Here is a 20,391-nt window from a genome sequence, read left to right as displayed (position 1 = left end):
ATCGAGATGCATTGACCACGGGAGGGGTAAATGCACCGGATCCTTCTGCTTTTGATCCTTTGCACGCAGTCCGCGTCGATATCGGCGGCGTCCGAATTTGCGATCTTCCATACAGCTTCGTTCGGCAGCAGCCGGTCGGTCAGCCTCAGTCTGGCAGAGGGCAGGCCCGCCCGCGATCCCACCTTCGATTTCGACGTCGTCATTGCGCTTTTGGAGTTCGACGGCGGCGGGACAGTGCTCTATCGGGACGGAGGAAGACACCAGGCGAGCGTGCGCTGCGTTTCGCCCGCCACGGTCCGGATCAATTCCGCCGACTATGCGGTCGACGTGTCGGCGCGGCCGGGGGCCGACTGGAAGCACGATCTCTGGGCGGCGCTCTGCAACAGTCCGGTTTCCTGAGCGGTCGTACGACATGGCTTGGCCGATCGAGTGCGTCAGCCCTTCCGGGGGCGGACCTCCATGAACACGTATGGCGCGGCGGTCCCCGAGGGGATCGCATAGACGTCGAAGGACGCCTGCTGGTCGTCGCCCATTCCCAACGAACCAGGAGGCATGCCGGGCACGGCCAGCCCACGGACCGGCGGCCGTTCCCGCAGCAGACGCTGGACGGCTTCGACCGGAACGTGTCCTTCGAGGTAGTATTCCTCGACGACGGCAGTGTGGCATCCCTCCAGGTCGACAGGTACGCCCAGCCGCGCCTTGACCGCGGCAAGATCGTCGGTGTCGCGGGCGTCGACCGAAAATCCTGCGGCCGCCATCGCCTTCGACCATTCATGACAGCAGCCGCAGTTCGGATCCTTGTAGACGGTCATCTTCGCCGGCGCGACGGCGAAGGCCCTTCCGCCACAGAACGCCAGGGCTGATGCCGCCCACGCGATGAAAATTCTCCTGTGCATCGTTTCCACTCCTCGATGTCCTGCCGCCCGGATCGAGGCCGGGCGGCAGGAGTCCCCTACTTTACTTCGATGACGGTCAGCTTGCCATTCACGCGTTCGGCAACGAACTCGATGTTCGAACCTTCCTTCAGCTTTTCGAGCAGCGCCGGGTCCTCGACCCGGAAGACCATCGTCATCGCCGGCATGTCGAGGCCCTTCAGGTCCTCATGCTTGATGGTGACTTTCTTCGCCTTGGTGTCGACCTTGTTGACGACGCCCTTGGTGAATTCCTGGGCGAACGCACCGAAGGCTGCACTGGCCGAAAGCAGGGCGGCAACGCCGATTTTGATCATAACAGTTTTCATGGTTATGGCTCCTTTTGCAGATTACTTGCCAGCGACGGTGACGTCGCCGTGCATACCGGCTTCGTAGTGGCCGGGGATCAGGCAGGCGAACTTGAATTCGCCGTCGGTGGTGAACTTCCAGACGATCTCGCCGGACTGGCCGGCTGGAAGACGAATCGAGTTCGGATCGTCATGCTCCATCTCCGGGAACTTCTCCATGACGGCCTTGTGCTCGAGAATCTTGTCTTCCTGATCGAGCACAAACTCGTGGTCGACGGTTCCGGCATTCTTGATCGCGATCTTGACCGTCTGTCCCTTGCGGACATTGAAGACGGCCGGAGTAAACAGCATCTTCCCGTCCTCGGTTTCCTTCATCGTGACGCGGATCGTCTGCGTCGCTTTCGCCTTGTCGCCAGGCTCGCCGATGGCCATCTTGTCGCCATGGCCGCCGGCGTGATTGCCGGACGCGAGCGCCGGGGTTGTCAGGGCGACGAGCGCCAGTGCCAATACGTAGTTCTTCATGCGTAGATCCTTTCTTGACGTGGGAGATTGGGCCTCAGCCTTTTGTCGGCTTCGGCGTGATTTGCGTCTTTGCGTCTTTGGCCTTGGTCGCGTCCGGCAGCTCGCCGGTCCACTCCCAGGCCTGCGCTCCCGGCGGGTTTTCGTACCAGCCGGGATCGGAGTAGTCGTCCGCCGAGATGCCTTCGCGAACCTTCACGACCGAGAACATGCCGCCCATCTCGATGGGGCCGTGTGGCCCCCAGCCGGTCATCATCGGAACGGTGTTCTCGGGAATTGGCATTTCCATTTCGCCCATATCGGCCATGCCCTTGGTACCCATGGGCATGTAGTCCGGCTGCAGCTTCCTGATCTTCTCGGCGACCTTCGACTTGTCTGCACCGATGAAAGTCGGGATGTCATGACCCATGGCGTTCATCGTGTGATGGGACTTGTGGCAGTGGATCGCCCAGTCGCCGAGGTACTTGGCATCGAACTCGTAGGCGCGCATCGCGCCGACCGGAATGTCGATGCTGACCTCCGGCCACCGCGCCTCCGGCCGGACCCAGCCGCCGTCGGTGCATGTCACCTCGAAATCGTAGCCATGCATATGGATTGGATGGTTCGTCATCGTCAGGTTGCCGACACGCACCCGCACCCTGTCGTTCTTGGAAACGACGAGGGGGCTGATGTCCGGAAACACGCGGCTGTTCCAGCACCACATGTTGAAGTCGGTCATCTCCATGATCCGCGGCACGTAGGAGCCGGGATCGATGTCGTAGGCGTTGAGCAGGAAGACGAAGTCGCGATCGACGCGCATGAACTTCGGATCCTTCGGATGGATGACGAAGAAGCCCATCATGCCCATGGCCATCTGGACCATCTCGTCGGAATGCGGGTGGTACATGAAGGTCCCGGACTTCACGAGATCGAACTCGTAGACGTAGGTTTTGCCGACCGGGATGTGCGGTTGCGTCAGGCCACCGACGCCGTCCATGCCCGACGGCAGGATCATGCCGTGCCAGTGGATCGTCGTGTGCTCCGGCAGCTTGTTGGTGACGAAGATACGGACGCGGTCGCCTTCCACCGCCTCGATCGTCGGCCCCGGAGACTGGCCGTTATAGCCCCAAAGATAGGCTGTCATGCCGTCGGCCATCTCGCGCTCGACCGGCTCGGCGACGAGGTGGAACTCCTTGACGCCGTTATTCATCCGGTGGGGCAGGGTCCAGCCGTTGAGGGTGACGACCGGCTGGTAGTCCGGACCCGAGGTCGGGTGGAGCGGCGGCTGCATGTCCGCCGATTCCATTGTCGGAGCGTCGGGCAGACCCATCGCCGATGTCTTCGTCCAGGCTCCCGCCGCCAGTATGGCCGCGCTTGCACCGAACAGTTGTCGTCTGTTGAACATGGTAATTTCCTTTCTCAATGGCCGCCGCCACCGCCGCTCCCGGAAGCAGCGGCGACCTCGGTCTCTGCCGAGGCGTTCGTCGCGCCGCCGCCGTAGATGGCAGGCGCGAGATTGGCTTCGGCCAGCCAGAAGTCTCGCTTCGCGTTGACGGAGAGCAGGATGGAGTTGATCTTGTCGCGGGTGTCGGTCAGCAGCTCGAACGTGTTGGTGATCATGCCGTTGTAGGTCAGCAGGGATTCCTCCTCGACCTTGGCGCGCAGCGGCACGACGTTGTTGCGGTAGTGCCGGGCGATGTCGTAGTTCGAGCGGTAGGCCTCGTAGGCGGAGCGCGCTTCCGAGCGCACGTTGACCGCTTTCTCCGCCAGTAAGTTCGCCGCCCGCATGTATGCCACCTCGGCCTTGCGCATCCGGGCCTTGCCCGTGTCGAAGATCGGGATTGCGAACTCCAGTTCGACCTGGGCGGTCGTCCTTGTCTTCTTCTCGTCGTCCTCGATTTCCCGTTCCGTTTCGAAGCCGGTCAGGATCTCGAGGTCGGTGACGTAGCGCGTCGCTTCGGTCAGGCCATAGGACCTGGCTGTGGCTTCGAGTTCGAGCTTCGCGACCTGGAGGTCTATCCGGTTTCGGAGTGCTTCGGCTTCGATGGTGTCGCGTTTTGCGACGGACTTGGGCAGCGGCGGCAGGCTGTTCGGAACCTGATAGTCCAGCTCGGAGCCCCAGAGGCCCATCAGTCGCGTCAGCTCCTCCTTGGCGAGGCGGGCCGCCAGGCGGGCCTTCGCCGTTTCTCCGGCGATTTCGGCGACGAACACATGTTCACGTGCCTGGGCGCCCTTGGTCATCGCACCGGTCTCGCCCAGCTTCGCCGCGAGCTCCGAAGCGGCATCGGCCGTCGCCTGGGCGCGCTGGAGCTGCCCGACGTTCTCCCAGGCCGCGACTGCACCGATCCAGGCACGCCGTGTGTCGGCGGCAACCTGGAGCGTTCTCACGGCCGCGGTCAACTGCGCCTGCCGGAAGCGTGTGTCGGCGATCGCCACGTCCCTGCTCTTCGTCGCGAGCGCCAGGATGTTCGTTGTGATCATCCCCTCGATCGTCTTGAACGCTTGAAGTTCCGGAGTTCCGATCCCTGTGGTACCGAAGGAGACTGTCGGGTTGATGAACATCGTCGACTGCCAGGCGTCAGCCGCACGGTCGCCAAGATCGGCATAGGCGGCCTGGAGGCCTTTGTTGTTGAGCAGGGCGATCTGGACGGCCGTCTCGACGTCGAGAGGTTTCGTTCGAGCAAGCAGGCTTTTGACCTGCGCCCCCGCAGAACGGGCCTGGTTCTGGTTCTGGATCCAGACGGTCTCTTTCGCCTCGACACTGGCGGTCTTGTTGGCGACGGAAATGAAGCCCGCCTCATTGCGGGAATAGTCGTCGCCCGTGACGCAACCGCTTAGCGCCAGCGGGAATGCCAGCGCCATGATTATTCTTCTAGGCCCGATCATGAGGCATCTCCATTTGCTGGAGACTGCAGATCGTTCTGTCTGCGCCAAGGCTTGGGGTCGACGGGCTGCCTGGCTTCATAGCCCGAGATCGGCGACCGGTATGTGATGGGGCGCGCGGACGGCTGTTCGACGGCGGCGGAGGATGCCACCACGTCGGGAGGAAGCGTGGATGCGCAGCCGCCGACAAGAAGCGGCAGCCCCACCACGAAAAGCGAGGGTTTCATTATGAAGTTTCCGAACAAGAGATAACCTGTGGGCGCTCGCCTAAAAGGCACGCGACCGACGGGACCCGATCAAGCGGGTGTGTCTCTATTCAGATATTCGGGGGACGGTGGAGGGGCGGCAGTTCGCCAATGGTCGTCCGGTCGTCAACGAACTGCCGGATCGAGGTCACGACGGGTCCGCCGACGTCGGGGCCATCACAAATGATGCCAAGCCCGCCACAGAAGTCCTTGCAGCATTCCTGCTTGACGAGCTTCGACGGGCCATCGCCATCATGAGATACGTCGCCATGCGCGTGGCCATGACGGGCGGCCTCCGTCATGTCGTGGCCTTCATGGGGCGACGTCACGTCGGACACAACGGCTTTGAGATCGGGGAAGGAGGAGCCGTGCATCGCTGCGTTAGCGTTCGACAACGAGTACCCCGCCAGTGATACGACGATCACCAGCCGTATCATCACGAGCAGCTTGCTCATTGCGATTCGGTACATCTTGCCCATTCCCAACGGCCTACATGCAATGCAGCCGGATTTCAATTAAGACCTCTGTGTCACGGATGTTCGAGTCCTTTATGTGGCGCGAACATCACGTTATGCACAAGCTAGAGCTTCCTTTGGCGCTATAATGCTACACGATCCTGGTTTTCGTCGCCAAGGCGGGCCGCTATGTCCTGCTGACGCTCGCCACGTTACAGATTTTTGACTGACCGCTTCCGGCGCGGCAGCAGTATCCGGTCGACCGTATCGTCACGGACGACGAGCGTATGCCAGATCGCCGCGGCGAGATGCAGCGCGACCATCGCCAGGATGATCCTCGACCCGACAACGTGGTACGGCGCGATCGCGAACCAGACGTAGCTCGCGACCAATCCCATGCAGGCCTGTCCAATGATGGCGGCGTAGAAGGCGTGATGAAGCGCCGTGGCGGCTCGTCCGCTCCATGTGCCGGGCGCGCCGATCTCTGGCGGCTGAAGGATACGAAGAACCAGCCGTGCGCCCATCAGCAGTCCGATCGCCATTCCTGCATAGTTATGGAGCTGGTGCTGAACGACGTCCCAATAAGCCGGCGCCATCCCCATGTGGACGGCATGGTGGGTTCTCTCGATGCTGCCACCCGTCAGATACTGCACCGGCACCATGAGGGCGACCAGCCAGTGAAGCCCTATCTGGGCCAGTGAATAGCCACCTTTCATCGATCCTCTCCTGCCGAGGGGCGCAGACTAATCGGCGGCGGTTAACGCTTCCTGATCGGCTTGGAGCATCGCGAGATGCGGCGTATCGGGGAGGGCGCCCGCCCTTTTATTGCCCCGATGAGAACGGATATCGGTAGTCGCAAGCGGCACGATCTCGGATTCGGAAAGCAGCCTTATGAGACGAACCATTTTTGCGAACATGTTCGGTTTGCTCTTCGTCGTGGGTGTGATGCCGATCACGGCAGTCTCGTCGCCGGCGACCGAGGATGTCGTAGCGCTTCGGCAGGCCGACATGAAGGCCATGGCCGCGGCGGTTAAGACCATCTCCGGCATGTTCAAGGATCCGGCGAGCTACACGGCTAACGAGTTCAGCTGGGCTGCCGATACAATCCGCGACAGGTCGGGTGTCGTTCTCTCCGGACACTTCATGTCCGAGGCCGTCAGTCCACAGTCGAAGGCCAGGCCGAACATCCCCGCGGAGCGCGAGCGGTTCGACCGGATCGCGAACGACCTGCGCGACTACGCGGTCGCGCTGGACGCCGCCGCCCGGAGTAACCCGGGATCGATGTCTGCCAGCATGCGCATGAAGCCCGGCGAGGCCATGGGCGGCGGACCGCTCGGCACTCACGTCCGCAACGAGCAGGATCTCCTGGCAATGCCGGCGGAACACGCGTTCCACCTCATGCTCCAGACCTGCACGACCTGCCACGCCAAATTCAGGGCGGAATGACGGCGAGCACGCGGGTTTGGAATGGCCCGCCTTGCTCCGGCGTTCAACCGGTCAAGAACGGCCTCTTTTGCTTCAAACAGCCATGTTCGACGCTGCCGACATCACTTCGCGAGGGGCAGGGCCGCCGAACATATGACGACCATCCTCCTCGACTTCGGTGAAGCACCAGCGCACGACGCCATCCCGATCGAGCAGGAATTCACCGACAAGCTGGCCGTGGCCGGTGGCGATCATCTGCTTGTCATCTTCGGTGAATTCGTAACCATCGGCCTTGTCGAGAAATTCCACGGCTGCCATCAGGTCCATGGGCGCTGGAAGCTCGTCCGGCATGTCGATGCGCATCGACGTCACCGCATTCATGCTGATTTTATGCGGCCAGTCATTCTCGTCTTCGGTAAATTGAAGGTTCGGCAGGCCGAAGGCCTTGTGCGATACCCGCTCCGGGTCCGAGGCCGCCAGCAGATTGGGAAGCGGATGGTAGCGAAAATAGAGGCGGGCGCGGTCGATCGGTGTGTTGACGACGGTCAGGCTGTCGATGCCCTTCTCCAGCAAGGCATCGGTGAGTTCGGCCATGGCGGCGATCTGGCGGCGGCAGAAGGGGCAATGCAATCCGCGGAACAACCCGACGAGCACCGGCTTCTGGCCGCGAAAATCGTCGATGGCAACTTTCCCCTGGCGGGTGATGGCATCCAGCACCACGTTCGGCGCGCGATCTCCCGGCTGCAATGGCCTTGCGGCGTGGTTCTCCTGCATGTTTCGTTCCTCCCTTTATGTTTTTGAATCGACTTGCCAAATCGATCTCCGGCGATCACTGCAACGAGGACGGGTCAGTCGAGAAACGGCAAGACGACGAGCGTGCCTGGATCGAGGTTGTGGCGGATGCACACATCCTGTGCCAGCGTGAAATACCGTTCTGCCGCGTCCATGTCGTCATGCTCGAGGCTGAGTGTCGCCAAGCCATCATAGCACGGAAAGAGCAGTTGCGGTTCATCAATTTCCTTCGCAACCTCAAGGGCTTCCTCGTAATACTTACGAGCTAGCTTCGGCTGCCCATGGCATTGATGAATCTGGCCGAGCACGATCAGCGGCACGGAGAGATGGTCGCGCTGATCGAGCGCCCGGTCGATTTCGACTGATTTCTCCGCCGCCGGTACGCCCTCGGCGGCGCACCGATCGGTAAAGGTGCAGCAGGCAACGGCGAGATTGGCGAGAAGACGCGCCTGGAAGCCGAGATCGCCAATACGGGTCGCGACCTCCAGTCCTCGCCGGCAGATCTTGATGGCGCTGGCCGGATCGACGATCGTGTAGAGAACGCCAAGATTGGAATAGGCGCGGCAGGCGGCACTTTGCAGATCGGCCTTTTCGGCGACGGAGAGACTGCGCTCCACTTCCTGCACGGCCTCGCGGCTACGTCCGAGTCGCGCAAGGGCTGCACCCTTGGTATTCAGCGCCTCTGCCATCGCCCGCGCCGTCTCCCGTCCGGCCTCGGTCGTGCCGTCGATCGGCAGCGTTTGCAGGCATTGCAGCGCCTGCGTCGCCCACTCGGCAGCGGCAGCCTGATCGCCCATGCGGAAGGCGAGATGGCCGCGCTCTTGCAGGACATGCGCACGTTCGACCGGCGCATCCACGGTTGCGATCGTCGCTTCAGCTTCGGCGCAATGGATCTCCGCCTGATCGCGGCGACCGGCATCGAGATGCAAACGGCCGATCTTGCGCAATATCCTCGCCGCGGCAATCGGATTGTCTTTGGCGCGGTGGATCGCAAGCGCTCGCTGATAATGGGCCAAGGCGGCGTCGCGCAGGCCGGCAGGACCGCAGAGATCGGCAAGACGCTCCAGCAGTGCCAGTTGCTCCGGTGTCACTTCCGCCTCGTTGGCAAAGGCCGCAAGCGCCTGCCGATAGAGACGCATGGCGTCATCATTGGCGTAGGTCTTGCGCGCCAGATCGCCTGCCGCCATCAGATAGCTGGCGCCCTTGGACTTTTCGGTGGTCAGGCTGAAATGATGGCCAAGTTGCGCCAGATGCTCGGGCCGGTCGGGCGCTGCGCCATACTGACGTTCCAGAGCCCGGCCGATCCGTTGATGAAGCTCCACCCGCCGCTGCAGCAGGAGATTATGGTAGATGACATCGTGCATCAGCGTCTGGCTGAAGCGATAGCCCGGCGATACCACGGCATCGGACCCGCGCAATTCCTCGATGATATTGGCATCGCAGAGGTAATCCAAGGCAGCGTCGATGCCGGCCGGGTCGGTGGCGACGGTGCGGAGCAGGGCGGTATCGAACTTCGGGCCGACCACCGCCGCCTCCTGCGCCAGCCGCCTGATCTCCTGCGGCAGCCGATCGACGCGGGCAAGCAGCAGGGCCTGCAGATTGACCGGGATATCGACATCGGTGTCTTCGGCGGCGACATGCCAGTGCTGGCCGTCGCCATGCTGACCATCATCGTGCAACGTGCCCATGTCGATCAGTCCGCGCAGGATTTCTTCGATGAAAAGCGGATTGCCGCCGGCGCGATCGAGGATGCGCTTGCGCACCGTCACCGGCAACTTGCTATGGCCCTCGCCAAAAAAGGCAGCAAGCAGCTTCTGCCCGTCGGCTGCAAAGAGTGGCTCAAGACGTTGCACGGTGACGCTGACACGATTGGAGTTCAGCGGGTCGGTCTGCGATGTCGGCCGGTAGATCACAAGCAGCATCAGCCGGCTGCGCTCCAGCCGATCCATCATGAAGCGCAGCACCTCAAGCGAGGCGGCGTCCGCCCAATGCAGATCCTCGATGACGAGCAGCAGGGGGCCTTGTCCCAACCGCCGCTCGAAGACGGTGCGGACGGCATAGAAAATCTGCCGCCGCAACTGCTCCGGCTCAATGTGGCGCAACGCGCCATCGGGATCTCCGAGACCAAGGACATGCAAAAAGAGCGGCAAAAGTGCCTCCACGTCCTCCGGCGTCAGATCGAGCGCGGCGAACCCCGTTGCCAGCAATTGCCGCGTCCTGGCAAGATCATCCCGCTCGCCGATGCCGTAGGCGCTGCGCACCACGGCGGCGAGCGTCCCATAGGATTGTTCGCCGAGGGGAGAGCAGGTCGCTTTGCGGATGGCAAGGCCCTGAAAACGGGCAGTATTGCTAGCGATTGCGACGAACTCGTTGACCAGCCGCGACTTGCCGATACCCGCTTCGCCAATCAGGCGGACAAGCTGTGCCGCGCCGCCGCAGGCGAGGTCGAGGCATGTCAGCAAGCCCGACAACTCCCTGTCCCGTCCGATCATTGGCGCCCGCAGGCCGAAACTTTCAAGTCCACGCGCCGTATGCGGCGCTTCCGACAGCCCGGTCAGCCGATGGACCTGCACGTTTCCGCTTTTGCCTCGCAAGGTCTGAGCCCCGAGACTGTCGAAGGCGAAGGCATGGCGGGTGAGGCGGTAGGTCAGCGGCCCAACGAGGATCTCGTTTTCGCCGGCCATGGACTGCAGGCGTTGCGCGGTATTCACCGTATCGCCGGTCACCGAATAGGATTTCGTACTGACTGCACCGAAGCCGCCGGTGACAACAGGGCCGCTATTGATGCCGATATGCAGACGCAACGGCACGCCGGCGCGTGCGTGCCAGCGCTCGCCGACCTCCGTGGCGCGCTTGATCATATTGAGTGCGGCGTTAAGCGCCCGAACCGGATCGTCTTCATGGGCGACCGGCGCGCCGAACAGCGCCAGGAGCGCATCACCGACGAACTTGTCGACAAAGCCGCCATAAGCCTCGACCGCCTGTGCCATCTCTTCGAACAATTCGTTCTGCAGCACCCGCATGACTTCGGGATCGATCTGCTCGCTCAGCGTCGTGAAGCCGCAGAGATCGGCAAAGAGCACGGTCACCGGCCGCCGGTCGGCATCGCTGTCCGGCTTAGGCGTTATCGCTTCGATGTTGGGCTTCGATGCAGGTTGGACTTTGCCTGATATCGATGCGCCGCATTGCGGGCAGAAGGCAAAATCGGGCTGACAGGCATAGCCGCAGGCGGCGCAGGTGACAGGCTGCCTTGCGCCGCATCGCGGACAGAAAGCAAAACCGCTCTGAATATCGAAACCGCAGCCCGCGCACTCCATCGGACGCATCTCGCGAAAACCCGATGCGTTGCGGCTCTTTCAGCCGCAACCAGCGGACAGGGACAAGCATGAACCTGCTGCCCCAGGCCTGCAAGTGAAGACTTTGGCAGGCGTTCGATGACCGAGCACCTGCCCAGCGGTGATAGGCGAGGGCGACGTCCCGATATCAGATGGTGCCGGGCCGCCCGGAGGTGGTTGATTGGCTCGCGGATGACAAAAACGCCTCTTCGGCGGTGGGCACTTTCCCCTCTGGGGTCAGATCGTCGACAGCCTTGGGAAGGTCGCGGCTCAGCCGGCCCAGAATCTCCTCATGAGAAAGGCCGGTATTGGCGGCGATCTCGTTGAGAACATCAGGCCCGAGTGCTTCCGCCAGCTGCCCATCATTGATGTCGGCATTCTGACCGGGCTGTACCCAAGACTCGATCTTGTCGCCGTGACCGTTCTGCTGAAATGTCTTCAGAAGATCGCCCAGCCCGCCGCTGACAATGCCGCCTGAGGTCAGCCCGCCGAGGAGGCCGCCGAGACCGCCGGAGCCGCCCAGTCCGCCGAGGATGCCCCCAAGCCCGCCCGGCTGCTGGTTCCCCGCGCCAGCCTGCTGAGGGTTCTGGATGCCCCGCAGGAGTTCCCCGATCTTGTCTCTGTTCTGGTAGCCGGCAACGGCAAGAACGGCGAGAAGCGCCTTCAATTGACCGCTCATCATGATGAATCCTCCTATGGTGCTCCAAGGTGCAGACGGCCCAATGCAGGTCGCCGCATGGGCAGCAATGTCCTGAGCGCCCAAAGGTTCCGCGCCGCCGCGCAAACAAGGCTGCACCGGGCGGATTCGTTCCGCAATCACAAAGGCCGACCGACTTTACAGCTCACGCCGCTACTCAGATTTCCGGGCAGCCTCGCTGGTTTGCAAAGACAATTCGCTCCGGTCCGCGGCGCGTCATGCCCTGGACGACGATGCTGCGGGCAGATATGCGGACGATCTGCGCCCTGCGAAGTCCTTCGCTGCGGGCGATGTCGAGAGCATCGTCCGGATCACAACCGCGCCGTCCGCGGTCGCGGCGGTCATAACGGTCATAATCACGATCACGGTCATAAACGCCGACGCCACCAGGGCCGAGCCGCAACTCCAAGTCCTGCGCGGCAACGATCGTCGGCGAGATGGTCAGCCCAGTTATGGCGGCCAAGCCAACCAGGACGAATTGAAGAGATTTCCGCATGAGTTCCTCCCATGGTCTTGTGCTTATCGTAATGACAACCTCGCCATACGAATTTTGTTCCTCATGACAAGCGGAGACGGCGCAGCGCCGGTCTGCCGGAGTCGCATTCGATGGACGTTTTGTGGAGCGCAACATCCAACAGAACCTCATCCTGGTGCCCCGAAGGGCCTCGAAGGAGGGGGCGGGTGCTCAGGCCAATCGATGTCGCATCTCTAACTGGCCCAACTGTCGCATAAGGTAGATTATGGAACATAAGGATGCCGTTTGATTACAAAGGCATACCTTCGTCATCCATCTCATAGGCCCGCTCTTTTAAAATCGGTCTGCTCGAATTTGCGTCGTGACGATCCAGCGCATCGACGAGTTCACCGCCGGACATGCCTCATAGAACAGCGGATCCCAGCCAATGGACTCTTTCGAAACCCATGTCTCGGACGACGCGCGTTTGGCGGCAACGTCCGGGTCAGAGTGCTACTTCGACGGGATTCGACGGAAAGCTCACCTGATCCGCTCGCCGTTGCTATTCCTCAAGTGTCGAGATGACTTTCGATGGTCTTTGCAGCTCCGAGGCGGCGGCGGTTGCTGCTGCATCGGCGGGGCCGCCGGAAACATGAACGGTCGGCGTTGCAAATTGAATGCCCTTTTCCGCGAATGTCTTCTTGAGCATTGCGAGCGCCTTTCGACGAACGCCGAACTGTTCGCCGGGCTTCGTCATGAACTTCAGCCGAATCTGCACACCGTAATCTGCCATCTGCTCAATCCCCTGCATTTTCAGGGGTTCGATGATGTTGGGTCCGAGTTCGGCATCCTCGAGAAGCTCGACGCCGATGCGCTTGATGGTCTTGCGGACCTCCTCAAGGTCGCTGTCATAGTTCAGGGTGAGCGTAATGATATCGATGACCCAGTCACGGCTTAGGTTTTGCACCGCGCCGAGTTCCCCGAAGGGAACGATGGTGACCGGACCGCGATGGTGTCGCAAGCGGATCGATCGCAACGAGAAACCTTCGACAGTCCCTTTATATTTCGCCGCCTGGATATATTCGCCGATGCGAAAGGCATCGTCGAACAGATAGAAGACGCCGGAGATGATGTCCTTGACGAGTGTTTGGGCACCGAAGCCGACGGCTATGCCGACGACACCGGCGCCCGCCAGCAGCGGTCCGATCTGAATGCCTACGGCATCCAGGATCATCAGGAAGCCGACAGCGCCGATCGCCAGGAAGAGTACATTGCGAAGAATGGGAAGGAGGGTATTCAACCGCTGACGCCGGCGCGCGTCGGGTCCCTCCTGATGTCCCGCCTGCACGCTTCGCGACGCCATCGCCATCTGACTGTCGATCAACGTGCTTGCGAGCTTCCAGATAACGTCGGTCACTAGCAGCACGATAACGATGCGAATTCCGGCGCGGATCAAACGCGTGGTCACCGTTTCGGCAGCGGCAAGGTCACTGAGATTGACATTCCATGCGCGGGCAATGAGCAGCGCAGCGACCACGATGAGAGCGTTCCGCAGCGTTTGCATGATAACGACGGACCATCCGACGATGGCCGGATCCTCGACCGCCTGCCTCTCCCCGGATTGAATAATGCGACGAATGATATCATGAGCCACCGAAACGGTCAGCGGCAGAAGCGCGATGACGACCACTGTCCAGAATGCACCGCGAAGACCGGAAACCCATAACAGCCACGAGAGCAGGATGCTCGCGCTGAAGCCAACACAGACCAGCCGGCTCACGGGTGGCCCGTCAGAACGATAGTGCCGCAGCCAAATCATAACGATCAAAGCGATTGAAACGACACCAAGCCATGCTGCGGTAAAGAGGTCGACCAAGATGGGTGAAGCTCGGATCGTCCCGATCACTTCAATGGTGGCCCAGCCAGCCGCCAGCACTGCGACGATTGCGAGGAGCCAGTAGTACCAGAACCAGGCAAGTGAGGTGACAAGCGTCAGAAGCCGCATATGCGGCAGGCGGGCGCCTGGCGCGATGACAATACGGCCCACGAGCACGCCAAGGCGCACCATGAGCGCGGCCGATAGCAGGATGAGCGCAATATCGCGAAACACGGCGGGCCATGGAAAGAGGATAAACGCGCCGAGGCTTCCGATCAGGTAACCGGCCAACGCGAGAAGACCCATTGAAAGCCGGGCTGCGTGGAGCTTGATCCGTTGCCGGACGGTGCCGGCGGGCGCGTTCAGCACAAAATGGAGCAGCCCTCGCCCTGACCACCAGGCCAGGCGCTGCGCAACGAACCCGCCGGCGACGAAGAGTATGACCGCCAAGATCAGGCCGACAGGTTCGATACGATCATCCGTTTGGAAGACCCGGATCGCCGACTGGATCTGCCCGGGAAGAGTTGGAACGGCATCGACGAGTGTGAGCAACCTCTGGCGCAAATCCTGTAGTGACGTCGCAATCGACGTCGGTGCCGCCTCTTGCGAGACTGCCACCGGCTGCGCCGCTTCCTGATTGCCCGGAACGATCCGATTGACCAGCGCTCGTCCGGAATCATCATTCGGCAATTCGATAATAACCCGGATCGGTGTCGAGGAATTGGTCGGCTCAGCCGCCGAAGCGAGGTTTGCGCTCGCGAGCAGAAGCGTTGAAAATACCAGCGTCAGGAATGCGCACATTCTGTGGCGGGGATGACGGTCGTCGTTGATGCGCATGTGGCCGTGGTCCCTGCGACGTTGTCGTCACTTTTGCTGGGTTGGTCGAAACTTCGGACTTTGTGAAGCGTTGCACGACCAACGTCAATCGACGAACCGGTCTCGGGGCGCAGACTGCGAACCAACGGCCAGAAGGCGCTAGAGCATTTACGTTTTTCTCCCAATCACGGAAATGCTCTATCTCTTTGTTTTCACGCAATTCCGGAGGCAAAGCCGCTACGCACTTTTGCTGGAATTGCTCTAAGACCGCAAGCTTCTGAACCCTGCCCTGATCTCCTGGCTGAAGAGTTCCGGCTCCTCCCAGGCGGCGAAGTGACCGCCCTTGGAGGCGCGGTTGTAGTAGATGAGCGTCGGATAGGCCTTGGACAGCCAGTGCCTTGGCGGCTTGTAAACCTCTCCGGGAAACACCGTGACCGCCACCGGCACTTTGACGGGCGTGAGCTTCGCGCCCGACATGGCGTTTTCCCAATAGATGCGGCCGCTGGAGGGGCCGGTGTTCGTCAGCCAGTACAGGGTTATGTTGTCGAGGATAGCATCCTTGCCAAGCGCCTGTTCGGGGTCGCCGGGGGTAAACACCCAGTCGGCGATCTTGTCGTAAAGCCAGGCGGCAAGGCCGACCGGAGAATCCGCAATGCCGTAACCGATCGTCTCCGGCCGTGTACTCATGATCGCTGCGTAGCCAAAACCGTTGTTGAGGAAATCTCGAGCCTCGTCGAAGACGACTTTCTCATCCGCAGACAGGCTATCGGGCGCCGGCCCTCCATTTTTAAGCGCCTGGGCTGCGTCTGATGGGAGGGTCGTGGCACGTTCGACCCTGTTGACGTGGATCGCCAGCAGCCCATCGGGTGCCAGGCGACCCAAAGCGTCGCTGATGATTGCCCCCCAGTCGCCGCCCTGCGAGACATAGCGGTCATAGTTCAGTCGCTTCATCAGTACGTCCCAGGCAGCCGCGATCCGCTGAGGGTTCCAACCGGTTGCAGCAGGCTTTCCGGAGAAGCCGAATCCCGGGATCGACGGGATCACCAGGTGGAAGGCATCTTCCGCCATGCCGCCATGCGCCGTCGGATCCGTGAGCGGCCCGATGACGTCAAGCAGTTCGAAGACCGACCCCGGCCAGCCGTGGGTCATGATCATCGGCAGCGCGTTTTCGTGACGGGAACGGACATGGATGAAGTGGATGTCCAGTCCGTCGATATTGGTGAGAAACTGCGGGAAACTGTTCAGCCTGCTCTCCGCCTTCCGCCAGTCGTAGGACGACCGCCAGTAGCGCACCAGTTCCTTCAGCCTGTCGGGTTGGACGCCCTGCGAACGATCCATGACGGTTTCGCCGTCGGGCCAGCGCGTCGCGGCAAGACGCCGCCTGAGGTCTGCGAGCGCCGCCTCCGGGACTTCGGCCTTGAACGGCTGGATCTCCCCGGGTGTGGCGGCGACGACATCGGCAGCATCGGATCTGGGTGGAAGGAGTGCGGCAGACACGCCGGCCGCGGCAACCGCTAACAGCAGTGAGCGTCGTGACATATGTCCATGTTTCAGGGAGTGGCTATGCTTCAAAGAGGTCAGTGCCATGACACGTGTCCTTTCATGACATCGAGAGCCAACGGAGAGATATTCGACAAGGGCAAGCCCCAGATGACCACATAGGTCGCCACCTCGGACGCCCTGCCCTCGTCGATATTTCTTGCTGACGGGCGTTGAACCTTAACGGTTCGCTCTCCTCATGCTCGTATTCGAGGAGTATCAGTTCTTCCTTATATTGTCGCGGTCGGCTGCCGGCCGGCACCCCGGAAAAGTGAGAGGCACCCTCTCGTTGAAATATCCACCTTGGGCAGCCGCGTTGCAGCGCTGCCGCCATCGAGAGGGTGCCTCTCACTTTCTCCGGCTACCGCGCGCTGACGCCGTGCTCAATTGTGTCAGGAGACAGCCGGCTCTGGGCTTTGGCTGACCGCCGTTCAGGAAAGGACCTCCTATGTCTAGGGACAAAACCGCAAATACGGCTGCATCGGTCGCAGCAACTCCGACTTCCCGCACGTCTGAAACCGTCGCTTCCCGAGAGGCCGCGCACGACGCCGTCGACTTCATCGAGATCGATGAGATCCTGACGCTGAGAAGGATGATTGTCCGAGCCCCGGCGCCGAAAGGCACCGTGCTTTTCCTGCATGGGTTTCCGGAAACGCTGACGGTCTGGAAGGACATCGCGACGATGCTTGCTCGCGACTACGACGTCCATGCCTTCGATTGGCCGGGCTACGGGCAGTCGTCGCGCCCGGTTCCTGAATTCTTTTCCTACGCGCCGAAGGCGTATGCCCAGGTGTTGAAAGCCTATCTCCAGCGGGCAGGCATCGACCGGTCGAACCTCGTGATCTATGCGACTGACATCGCCGCCCTCCCCGTTCTGTTGCTCGCTCTCGATGAGCCGACGATCGCCAGGCGGATCATCGTCGGAGACTTCGCGCCGTTCGACCGGCCGCAATACATGTGGGAGAACCTGCAGAACCTCAAAGCCGAGCCGACCGCCTCGCCGACGCGCGCCTACATGAACAAGACGAGCGACGAGATCCTTCAGAACGTGCACAGGCGCGGCCTCTCCCCCGCTGAGCAATTCGATCTACCTGTCGACGTCCAGCAAGACATGGCTCGCTCCTGGAGCCTCGACGGCGCGACGGCGGCAGATGCCTTCGCCCACTACTACGCGAATTTCACACGTGATCAGAACTTTCTCGAGGCCAACCTCGACCGGCTGAAGACGCCCGTGAGGGTGATCTGGGGCGAGAAGGACATCTACATCAGAAGCGAAATGGGCATCGAGTTCGCCGCCAAGATCGGTGCAAAAGTCGATACCCTGCCGGGCATCGGTCATTTCCCGCACCTTCAGAATCCGAAACAAACGGTTGAGGAAATCCACGCATCATTCAGATAATATTTGATTATCTTTATGGTTTGTCTGCACCCGCAACCGCGGCAGCGCCCAGTCGACGAAAGCCCGTACCTTCAAGGCGAGAAGCCCCTGGCGCGCGTAGACGATATGGATGGGCTGCGGTGCGCCGTCAAAGTCGCGCAAGATGGGAATGAGCGCGCCGGACGCCAGTTCGTCCGAAACCTGATAGTCGAACAGCCGCGCGATCCCTGCCCCGCCGACAGCCGCCGCAACACAATTCGCCGCGGTATTCACTTCCAGCCGGTTGCGGGGCACGGCCTCCATCGGCGTGCCGTCGACGTCGAATGTCCAGAAGAATGTCCGCTTGTTGAAGATGATCCCGTCGCGATGGATGAGATCGCCGGGACGCTCAGGCATGCCATGCCGCTTGATATAAGTGGGGCTCGCGCAGGTCAGCAGCCGGAACTCCCCGACCTTGGCGGCATGGAGGGAGCTGTCGGCGAGGTCGCCGAGACGGATCGCGATATCCACCTGCTCGGAGACGAGATCCACTGTGCGGTCGAGCGACAGAAGGTTCAGTGACACCTCCGGGTACTTCTCCATGAAGCTCAGCGCGACCGGCAGGACGTATCGGCTACCGTATTCGACCGGCGTCGTGATCGTCAGCACGCCTCGGGGCGTCTGGTATTCCCCGGACGCCCTTCGCTCGGCCTCCTCCAGATCCGCCATGATCTTTCGAGCCGCATCGACATAGTCGCGTCCGGCGTCCGTGAGCTGAAGATTGCGGCTGGTGCGGACGATGAGGTTCGCCCCAAGATGTCGTTCGAGCTCGGCCACCTTGCGGCTGACGCTCGGCAGTGGCGCGTTCAGCTTCCTGCTGCCGGCTGAGATGCTCCCGGCGTCGACGACCGCCAGCAATATGCGCATTGCTTCAAGACGATCCATCAGCCGCCGCCCATGAGATACCGCTTCTGTTTATTGTCGTACGAGTGTCGGACGTTCGCAACGTCCTCAACCGCACGCCCGCCAGATTACCACCTTGCGCCGAGCCGCAGGCCTAGTCGAGCAGCTTGCGTATGGCCATGATCCCCTTTGCCGCATCCGACCAGGACTGACGCCAGATCAACACGCCGACACTGAGGATGGTGGCGACAATGAACGGTATTGGCCCGATGAACCAGAACGCGGCTGCGACGGTGAAGTAGTAGGATCGGACGCCGACGCTGAACGATCGAAGCGCAGGGTTCAACACCAAAGTCAGAGCATTCGTCCAGCCGACAATGTCCCTGTCTTCATCGCGAGAGGGGCTCGCCCCGATCGCCGCCAGGCAGTAGTTGATCTGCCGGACCGCCCATATGAAATCGGATAGGCCCCGCAGCAGCGTCGCCATGATCAGGAGGACCTTGCACTGGAAAAACCAGGCGGGGTCCTGAGCCGCAAACATCGCAATCAGGCCACCCGATCCATAGTTCGGTTCCATGAAAAGCGCGCCGCTCAGCCCAACGATGACGATGAGATTGGCCGAGCCGAAGAAGGATGCCGAATTGATCGTGTGCCCGAGGATCGCGGCGTCGCCGATAAAGTTGTTGTCTCGCGTCAGCACCTCCCGCATCCAGGCCGCGCGAATGCGCACCATATCGACGGAAAGACTATCATTCTTCCTCGGCCACCCCACGGCCATCAAAGGCTCGACCGCCACCCAGACAAGAAGAAAGAAAACGATCGCCGCGACGTTCAGAAAATCCATGGTGCCCCCGAACTTTACGTGGATTTTCTGAAACACTACTTCGCGGCAGCGGCAGCTCCAAGCACGTATCGCCGCTCCCCGGGGTTCTTTCCGCCGGTTCCGCTGCCCGCCGGACGTGGGCTGCGGGCGATGTGCGTTCAAGCCTGCCATTCATCCGCCACAGATTGACCCCATCAAACATGGATCGCTGCCAAGCAAGGAAACGCTAGTCGGCGCTTGGAACCTCCCTGCTGTTGCGTCCGATGGAAACGCGGCTAAGATCTAAGATCTAGGATCGAGGGTGAAATGGTCGACCGCTTTGATCGAGCGTGTCGTATTTTTTCAAGAGCCGGGTGACGGGTTATTTGGCAGCATTGGCGAGCAGACTGGGGATGGCGAATGAACCTTGTCGACGGAGCTTTTGGAACCTCCGAATTTCCTCTCTCTGAAGAGGCTGGCATCTTCACCTGGGTGTTGGCGACCGACACGGTTTATGCGGATACGGCGCTGGCAAATCTCTTTGGCCTTGATCCGGAAGAGACCATCGCGGGGCTGCCGGTCATGCGATATCTCGACCGGATTCACCCGGACGACAAGCCATCCGTGGCCAAGGCGATTTCAGAATCGGTGATCACAGGAAATCCGTACCGCCATGACTACCGGGTGTTTGACCGAAGCGGGCAAATGGTCACCGTGGCCGCCTTCGGCCGGTGCTTCAGGGATGAAGCCGGAAACCCGTCGCAATATGCGGGCATCGTATTCCCGACGAACGACCACATCCACCAAGACCACCAGAAGGACCAATTGTCTGTTCACTGCCGTGAGGCGCTGAAAATTGCGCAGTCATCCGGCCTGCAGGCGACGGCCAATGCGCTTGAAGCAATTCTCAAAGAGCTTGCCAAGCCGATGCCTTCGGACTTCGCGCAGATTCATTGAATCCTCCCAAGCGTTCGTTGTCGCATCCGACTCTCGGTGATCGCTATGGTTTGTGCGAGCCTTGCTTACCTCCCGTGCAAGGCGCTCTTCTCCAGGAGTGATCGATGTTGCAGTCATCGGCAATGCCTTGCGCGCATT

20 protein-coding genes are annotated in these 20,391 nt (G+C 61.3%); 4 read left to right on the top strand and 16 right to left on the bottom strand.

Going from position 1 to position 20,391, the window contains the following annotated elements; translation table 11 throughout:
- The first annotated feature begins 30 nt into the window (after positions 1–30).
- Positions 31–399, top strand: coding sequence for a hypothetical protein (locus tag ACMUVN_RS06610; protein ID WP_063475594.1), 369 nt, complete (start codon positions 31–33; stop codon positions 397–399).
- A gap of 35 nt (positions 400–434) precedes the next feature.
- On the opposite strand, the gene ACMUVN_RS06605 is transcribed toward ACMUVN_RS06610, so the two are convergent.
- The 8 genes from ACMUVN_RS06605 to ACMUVN_RS06570 form a co-directional block, all read right to left on the bottom strand.
- On the bottom strand, positions 435–896 hold the full coding sequence (locus ACMUVN_RS06605) for a DUF411 domain-containing protein (RefSeq protein ID WP_414814924.1): 462 nt from the start codon (positions 894–896) through the stop codon (positions 435–437).
- A 56-nt stretch (positions 897–952) separates the two neighbouring features.
- Positions 953–1,240: a copper-binding protein gene (locus tag ACMUVN_RS06600; RefSeq protein WP_063475596.1), complete on the bottom strand. Its 288-nt coding sequence runs from the start codon at positions 1,238–1,240 to the stop codon at positions 953–955.
- A gap of 21 nt (positions 1,241–1,261) precedes the next feature.
- Positions 1,262–1,741, bottom strand: a complete 480-nt coding sequence (locus ACMUVN_RS06595) for a plastocyanin/azurin family copper-binding protein (RefSeq protein ID WP_063475597.1) — start codon at positions 1,739–1,741, stop codon at positions 1,262–1,264.
- 34 nt (positions 1,742–1,775) lie between these two features.
- Positions 1,776–3,122 carry a multicopper oxidase family protein gene (locus ACMUVN_RS06590; protein ID WP_063475598.1) on the bottom strand — a complete coding sequence of 449 codons (1,347 nt, stop codon included), beginning with the start codon at positions 3,120–3,122 and terminating at the stop codon, positions 1,776–1,778.
- 14 nt (positions 3,123–3,136) lie between these two features.
- Positions 3,137–4,603, bottom strand: coding sequence for a TolC family protein (locus ACMUVN_RS06585; protein ID WP_063475599.1), 1,467 nt, complete (start codon positions 4,601–4,603; stop codon positions 3,137–3,139).
- A complete protein-coding gene (locus ACMUVN_RS06580) occupies positions 4,600–4,827 on the bottom strand; it encodes a hypothetical protein (RefSeq protein ID WP_047615196.1) in 228 nt (75 codons plus the stop codon). The genes ACMUVN_RS06585 and ACMUVN_RS06580 overlap by 4 nt, the downstream gene beginning before the upstream one ends.
- An 89-nt stretch (positions 4,828–4,916) precedes the next feature.
- Positions 4,917–5,315: a hypothetical protein gene (locus ACMUVN_RS06575; protein WP_047615441.1), complete on the bottom strand. Its 399-nt coding sequence runs from the start codon at positions 5,313–5,315 to the stop codon at positions 4,917–4,919.
- Positions 5,316–5,512: 197 nt separating this feature from the next.
- Positions 5,513–6,016, bottom strand: coding sequence for a cytochrome b (locus ACMUVN_RS06570; protein WP_063475600.1), 504 nt, complete (start codon positions 6,014–6,016; stop codon positions 5,513–5,515).
- A 199-nt stretch (positions 6,017–6,215) separates the two neighbouring features.
- Here ACMUVN_RS06570 and ACMUVN_RS06565 point away from each other — a divergent pair, with 199 nt between their 5' ends.
- Positions 6,216–6,746: a c-type cytochrome gene (locus ACMUVN_RS06565; protein WP_409527296.1), complete on the top strand. Its 531-nt coding sequence runs from the start codon at positions 6,216–6,218 to the stop codon at positions 6,744–6,746.
- Between the two features lie 72 nt (positions 6,747–6,818).
- Here ACMUVN_RS06565 and ACMUVN_RS06560 read toward each other — a convergent pair whose 3' ends face one another.
- The 6 genes from ACMUVN_RS06560 to ACMUVN_RS06535 all read right to left on the bottom strand — a co-directional run bounded on the left by ACMUVN_RS06560 (position 6,819) and on the right by ACMUVN_RS06535 (position 16,234).
- Positions 6,819–7,499: a peroxiredoxin-like family protein gene (locus ACMUVN_RS06560; RefSeq protein WP_063475602.1), complete on the bottom strand. Its 681-nt coding sequence runs from the start codon at positions 7,497–7,499 to the stop codon at positions 6,819–6,821.
- Between the two features lie 74 nt (positions 7,500–7,573).
- Entirely contained in the window at positions 7,574–10,834 is a 3,261-nt protein-coding gene (locus tag ACMUVN_RS06555; protein WP_063475673.1) for an adenylate/guanylate cyclase domain-containing protein, read from the bottom strand.
- 166 nt (positions 10,835–11,000) lie between these two features.
- Positions 11,001–11,534: a YidB family protein gene (locus ACMUVN_RS06550; RefSeq protein ID WP_063475603.1), complete on the bottom strand. Its 534-nt coding sequence runs from the start codon at positions 11,532–11,534 to the stop codon at positions 11,001–11,003.
- A gap of 172 nt (positions 11,535–11,706) precedes the next feature.
- Entirely contained in the window at positions 11,707–12,045 is a 339-nt protein-coding gene (locus tag ACMUVN_RS06545) for a hypothetical protein (RefSeq protein ID WP_063475604.1), read from the bottom strand.
- Between the two features lie 520 nt (positions 12,046–12,565).
- Positions 12,566–14,716 carry a mechanosensitive ion channel family protein gene (locus ACMUVN_RS06540; RefSeq protein ID WP_063475605.1) on the bottom strand — a complete coding sequence of 717 codons (2,151 nt, stop codon included), beginning with the start codon at positions 14,714–14,716 and terminating at the stop codon, positions 12,566–12,568.
- Positions 14,717–14,956: 240 nt separating this feature from the next.
- Positions 14,957–16,234, bottom strand: a complete 1,278-nt coding sequence (locus tag ACMUVN_RS06535; protein ID WP_414814923.1) for an epoxide hydrolase family protein — start codon at positions 16,232–16,234, stop codon at positions 14,957–14,959.
- 448 nt (positions 16,235–16,682) lie between these two features.
- Between ACMUVN_RS06535 and ACMUVN_RS06530 the strand changes: the two genes are divergently transcribed.
- On the top strand, positions 16,683–17,633 hold the full coding sequence (locus ACMUVN_RS06530; RefSeq protein WP_063475607.1) for an alpha/beta fold hydrolase: 951 nt from the start codon (positions 16,683–16,685) through the stop codon (positions 17,631–17,633).
- Here the strand turns inward: ACMUVN_RS06530 and ACMUVN_RS06525 are convergent.
- Positions 17,622–18,536: a LysR family transcriptional regulator gene (locus tag ACMUVN_RS06525; RefSeq protein WP_063475608.1), complete on the bottom strand. Its 915-nt coding sequence runs from the start codon at positions 18,534–18,536 to the stop codon at positions 17,622–17,624. The genes ACMUVN_RS06530 and ACMUVN_RS06525 overlap by 12 nt on opposite strands.
- A gap of 112 nt (positions 18,537–18,648) precedes the next feature.
- Entirely contained in the window at positions 18,649–19,338 is a 690-nt protein-coding gene (locus ACMUVN_RS06520; RefSeq protein ID WP_063475609.1) for a DUF599 domain-containing protein, read from the bottom strand.
- Positions 19,339–19,716: 378 nt separating this feature from the next.
- Between ACMUVN_RS06520 and ACMUVN_RS06515 the strand changes: the two genes are divergently transcribed.
- Entirely contained in the window at positions 19,717–20,253 is a 537-nt protein-coding gene (locus tag ACMUVN_RS06515) for a PAS domain-containing protein (protein WP_063475610.1), read from the top strand.
- The last annotated feature ends 138 nt before the right edge of the window (positions 20,254–20,391 follow it).

The organism is Rhizobium sp. IY2 (assembly GCF_047532935.1).
Classification (GTDB): Bacteria; Pseudomonadota; Alphaproteobacteria; order Rhizobiales; family Rhizobiaceae; genus Rhizobium; species Rhizobium anhuiense.
Note: the sequence above shows the minus strand (reverse complement) of the source record. Positions and strands in the feature narration are given on the sequence as shown.

Bases quoted from the DNA above. Each gene is read 5' to 3' on its own strand.
- ACMUVN_RS06530 (WP_063475607.1), top strand. From the start codon at position 16,683: ATGTCTAGGGACAAAACCGCAAATACGGCTGCATCGGTCGCAGCAACT.
- ACMUVN_RS06605 (WP_414814924.1), bottom strand. From the start codon at position 896: ATGCACAGGAGAATTTTCATCGCGTGGGCGGCATCAGCCCTGGCGTTC.
- ACMUVN_RS06600 (WP_063475596.1), bottom strand. From the start codon at position 1,240: ATGAAAACTGTTATGATCAAAATCGGCGTTGCCGCCCTGCTTTCGGCC.
- ACMUVN_RS06580 (WP_047615196.1), bottom strand. From the start codon at position 4,827: ATGAAACCCTCGCTTTTCGTGGTGGGGCTGCCGCTTCTTGTCGGCGGC.
- ACMUVN_RS06515 (WP_063475610.1), top strand. From the start codon at position 19,717: ATGAACCTTGTCGACGGAGCTTTTGGAACCTCCGAATTTCCTCTCTCT.
- ACMUVN_RS06545 (WP_063475604.1), bottom strand. From the start codon at position 12,045: ATGCGGAAATCTCTTCAATTCGTCCTGGTTGGCTTGGCCGCCATAACT.
- ACMUVN_RS06550 (WP_063475603.1), bottom strand. From the start codon at position 11,534: ATGATGAGCGGTCAATTGAAGGCGCTTCTCGCCGTTCTTGCCGTTGCC.
- ACMUVN_RS06575 (WP_047615441.1), bottom strand. From the start codon at position 5,315: ATGTACCGAATCGCAATGAGCAAGCTGCTCGTGATGATACGGCTGGTG.
- ACMUVN_RS06535 (WP_414814923.1), bottom strand. From the start codon at position 16,234: ATGTCACGACGCTCACTGCTGTTAGCGGTTGCCGCGGCCGGCGTGTCT.
- ACMUVN_RS06540 (WP_063475605.1), bottom strand. From the start codon at position 14,716: ATGCGCATCAACGACGACCGTCATCCCCGCCACAGAATGTGCGCATTC.
- ACMUVN_RS06520 (WP_063475609.1), bottom strand. From the start codon at position 19,338: ATGGATTTTCTGAACGTCGCGGCGATCGTTTTCTTTCTTCTTGTCTGG.
- ACMUVN_RS06610 (WP_063475594.1), top strand. From the start codon at position 31: ATGCACCGGATCCTTCTGCTTTTGATCCTTTGCACGCAGTCCGCGTCG.
- ACMUVN_RS06525 (WP_063475608.1), bottom strand. From the start codon at position 18,536: ATGGATCGTCTTGAAGCAATGCGCATATTGCTGGCGGTCGTCGACGCC.
- ACMUVN_RS06565 (WP_409527296.1), top strand. From the start codon at position 6,216: ATGTTCGGTTTGCTCTTCGTCGTGGGTGTGATGCCGATCACGGCAGTC.
- ACMUVN_RS06555 (WP_063475673.1), bottom strand. From the start codon at position 10,834: ATGGAGTGCGCGGGCTGCGGTTTCGATATTCAGAGCGGTTTTGCTTTC.
- ACMUVN_RS06570 (WP_063475600.1), bottom strand. From the start codon at position 6,016: ATGAAAGGTGGCTATTCACTGGCCCAGATAGGGCTTCACTGGCTGGTC.
- ACMUVN_RS06595 (WP_063475597.1), bottom strand. From the start codon at position 1,741: ATGAAGAACTACGTATTGGCACTGGCGCTCGTCGCCCTGACAACCCCG.
- ACMUVN_RS06585 (WP_063475599.1), bottom strand. From the start codon at position 4,603: ATGATCGGGCCTAGAAGAATAATCATGGCGCTGGCATTCCCGCTGGCG.
- ACMUVN_RS06560 (WP_063475602.1), bottom strand. From the start codon at position 7,499: ATGCAGGAGAACCACGCCGCAAGGCCATTGCAGCCGGGAGATCGCGCG.
- ACMUVN_RS06590 (WP_063475598.1), bottom strand. From the start codon at position 3,122: ATGTTCAACAGACGACAACTGTTCGGTGCAAGCGCGGCCATACTGGCG.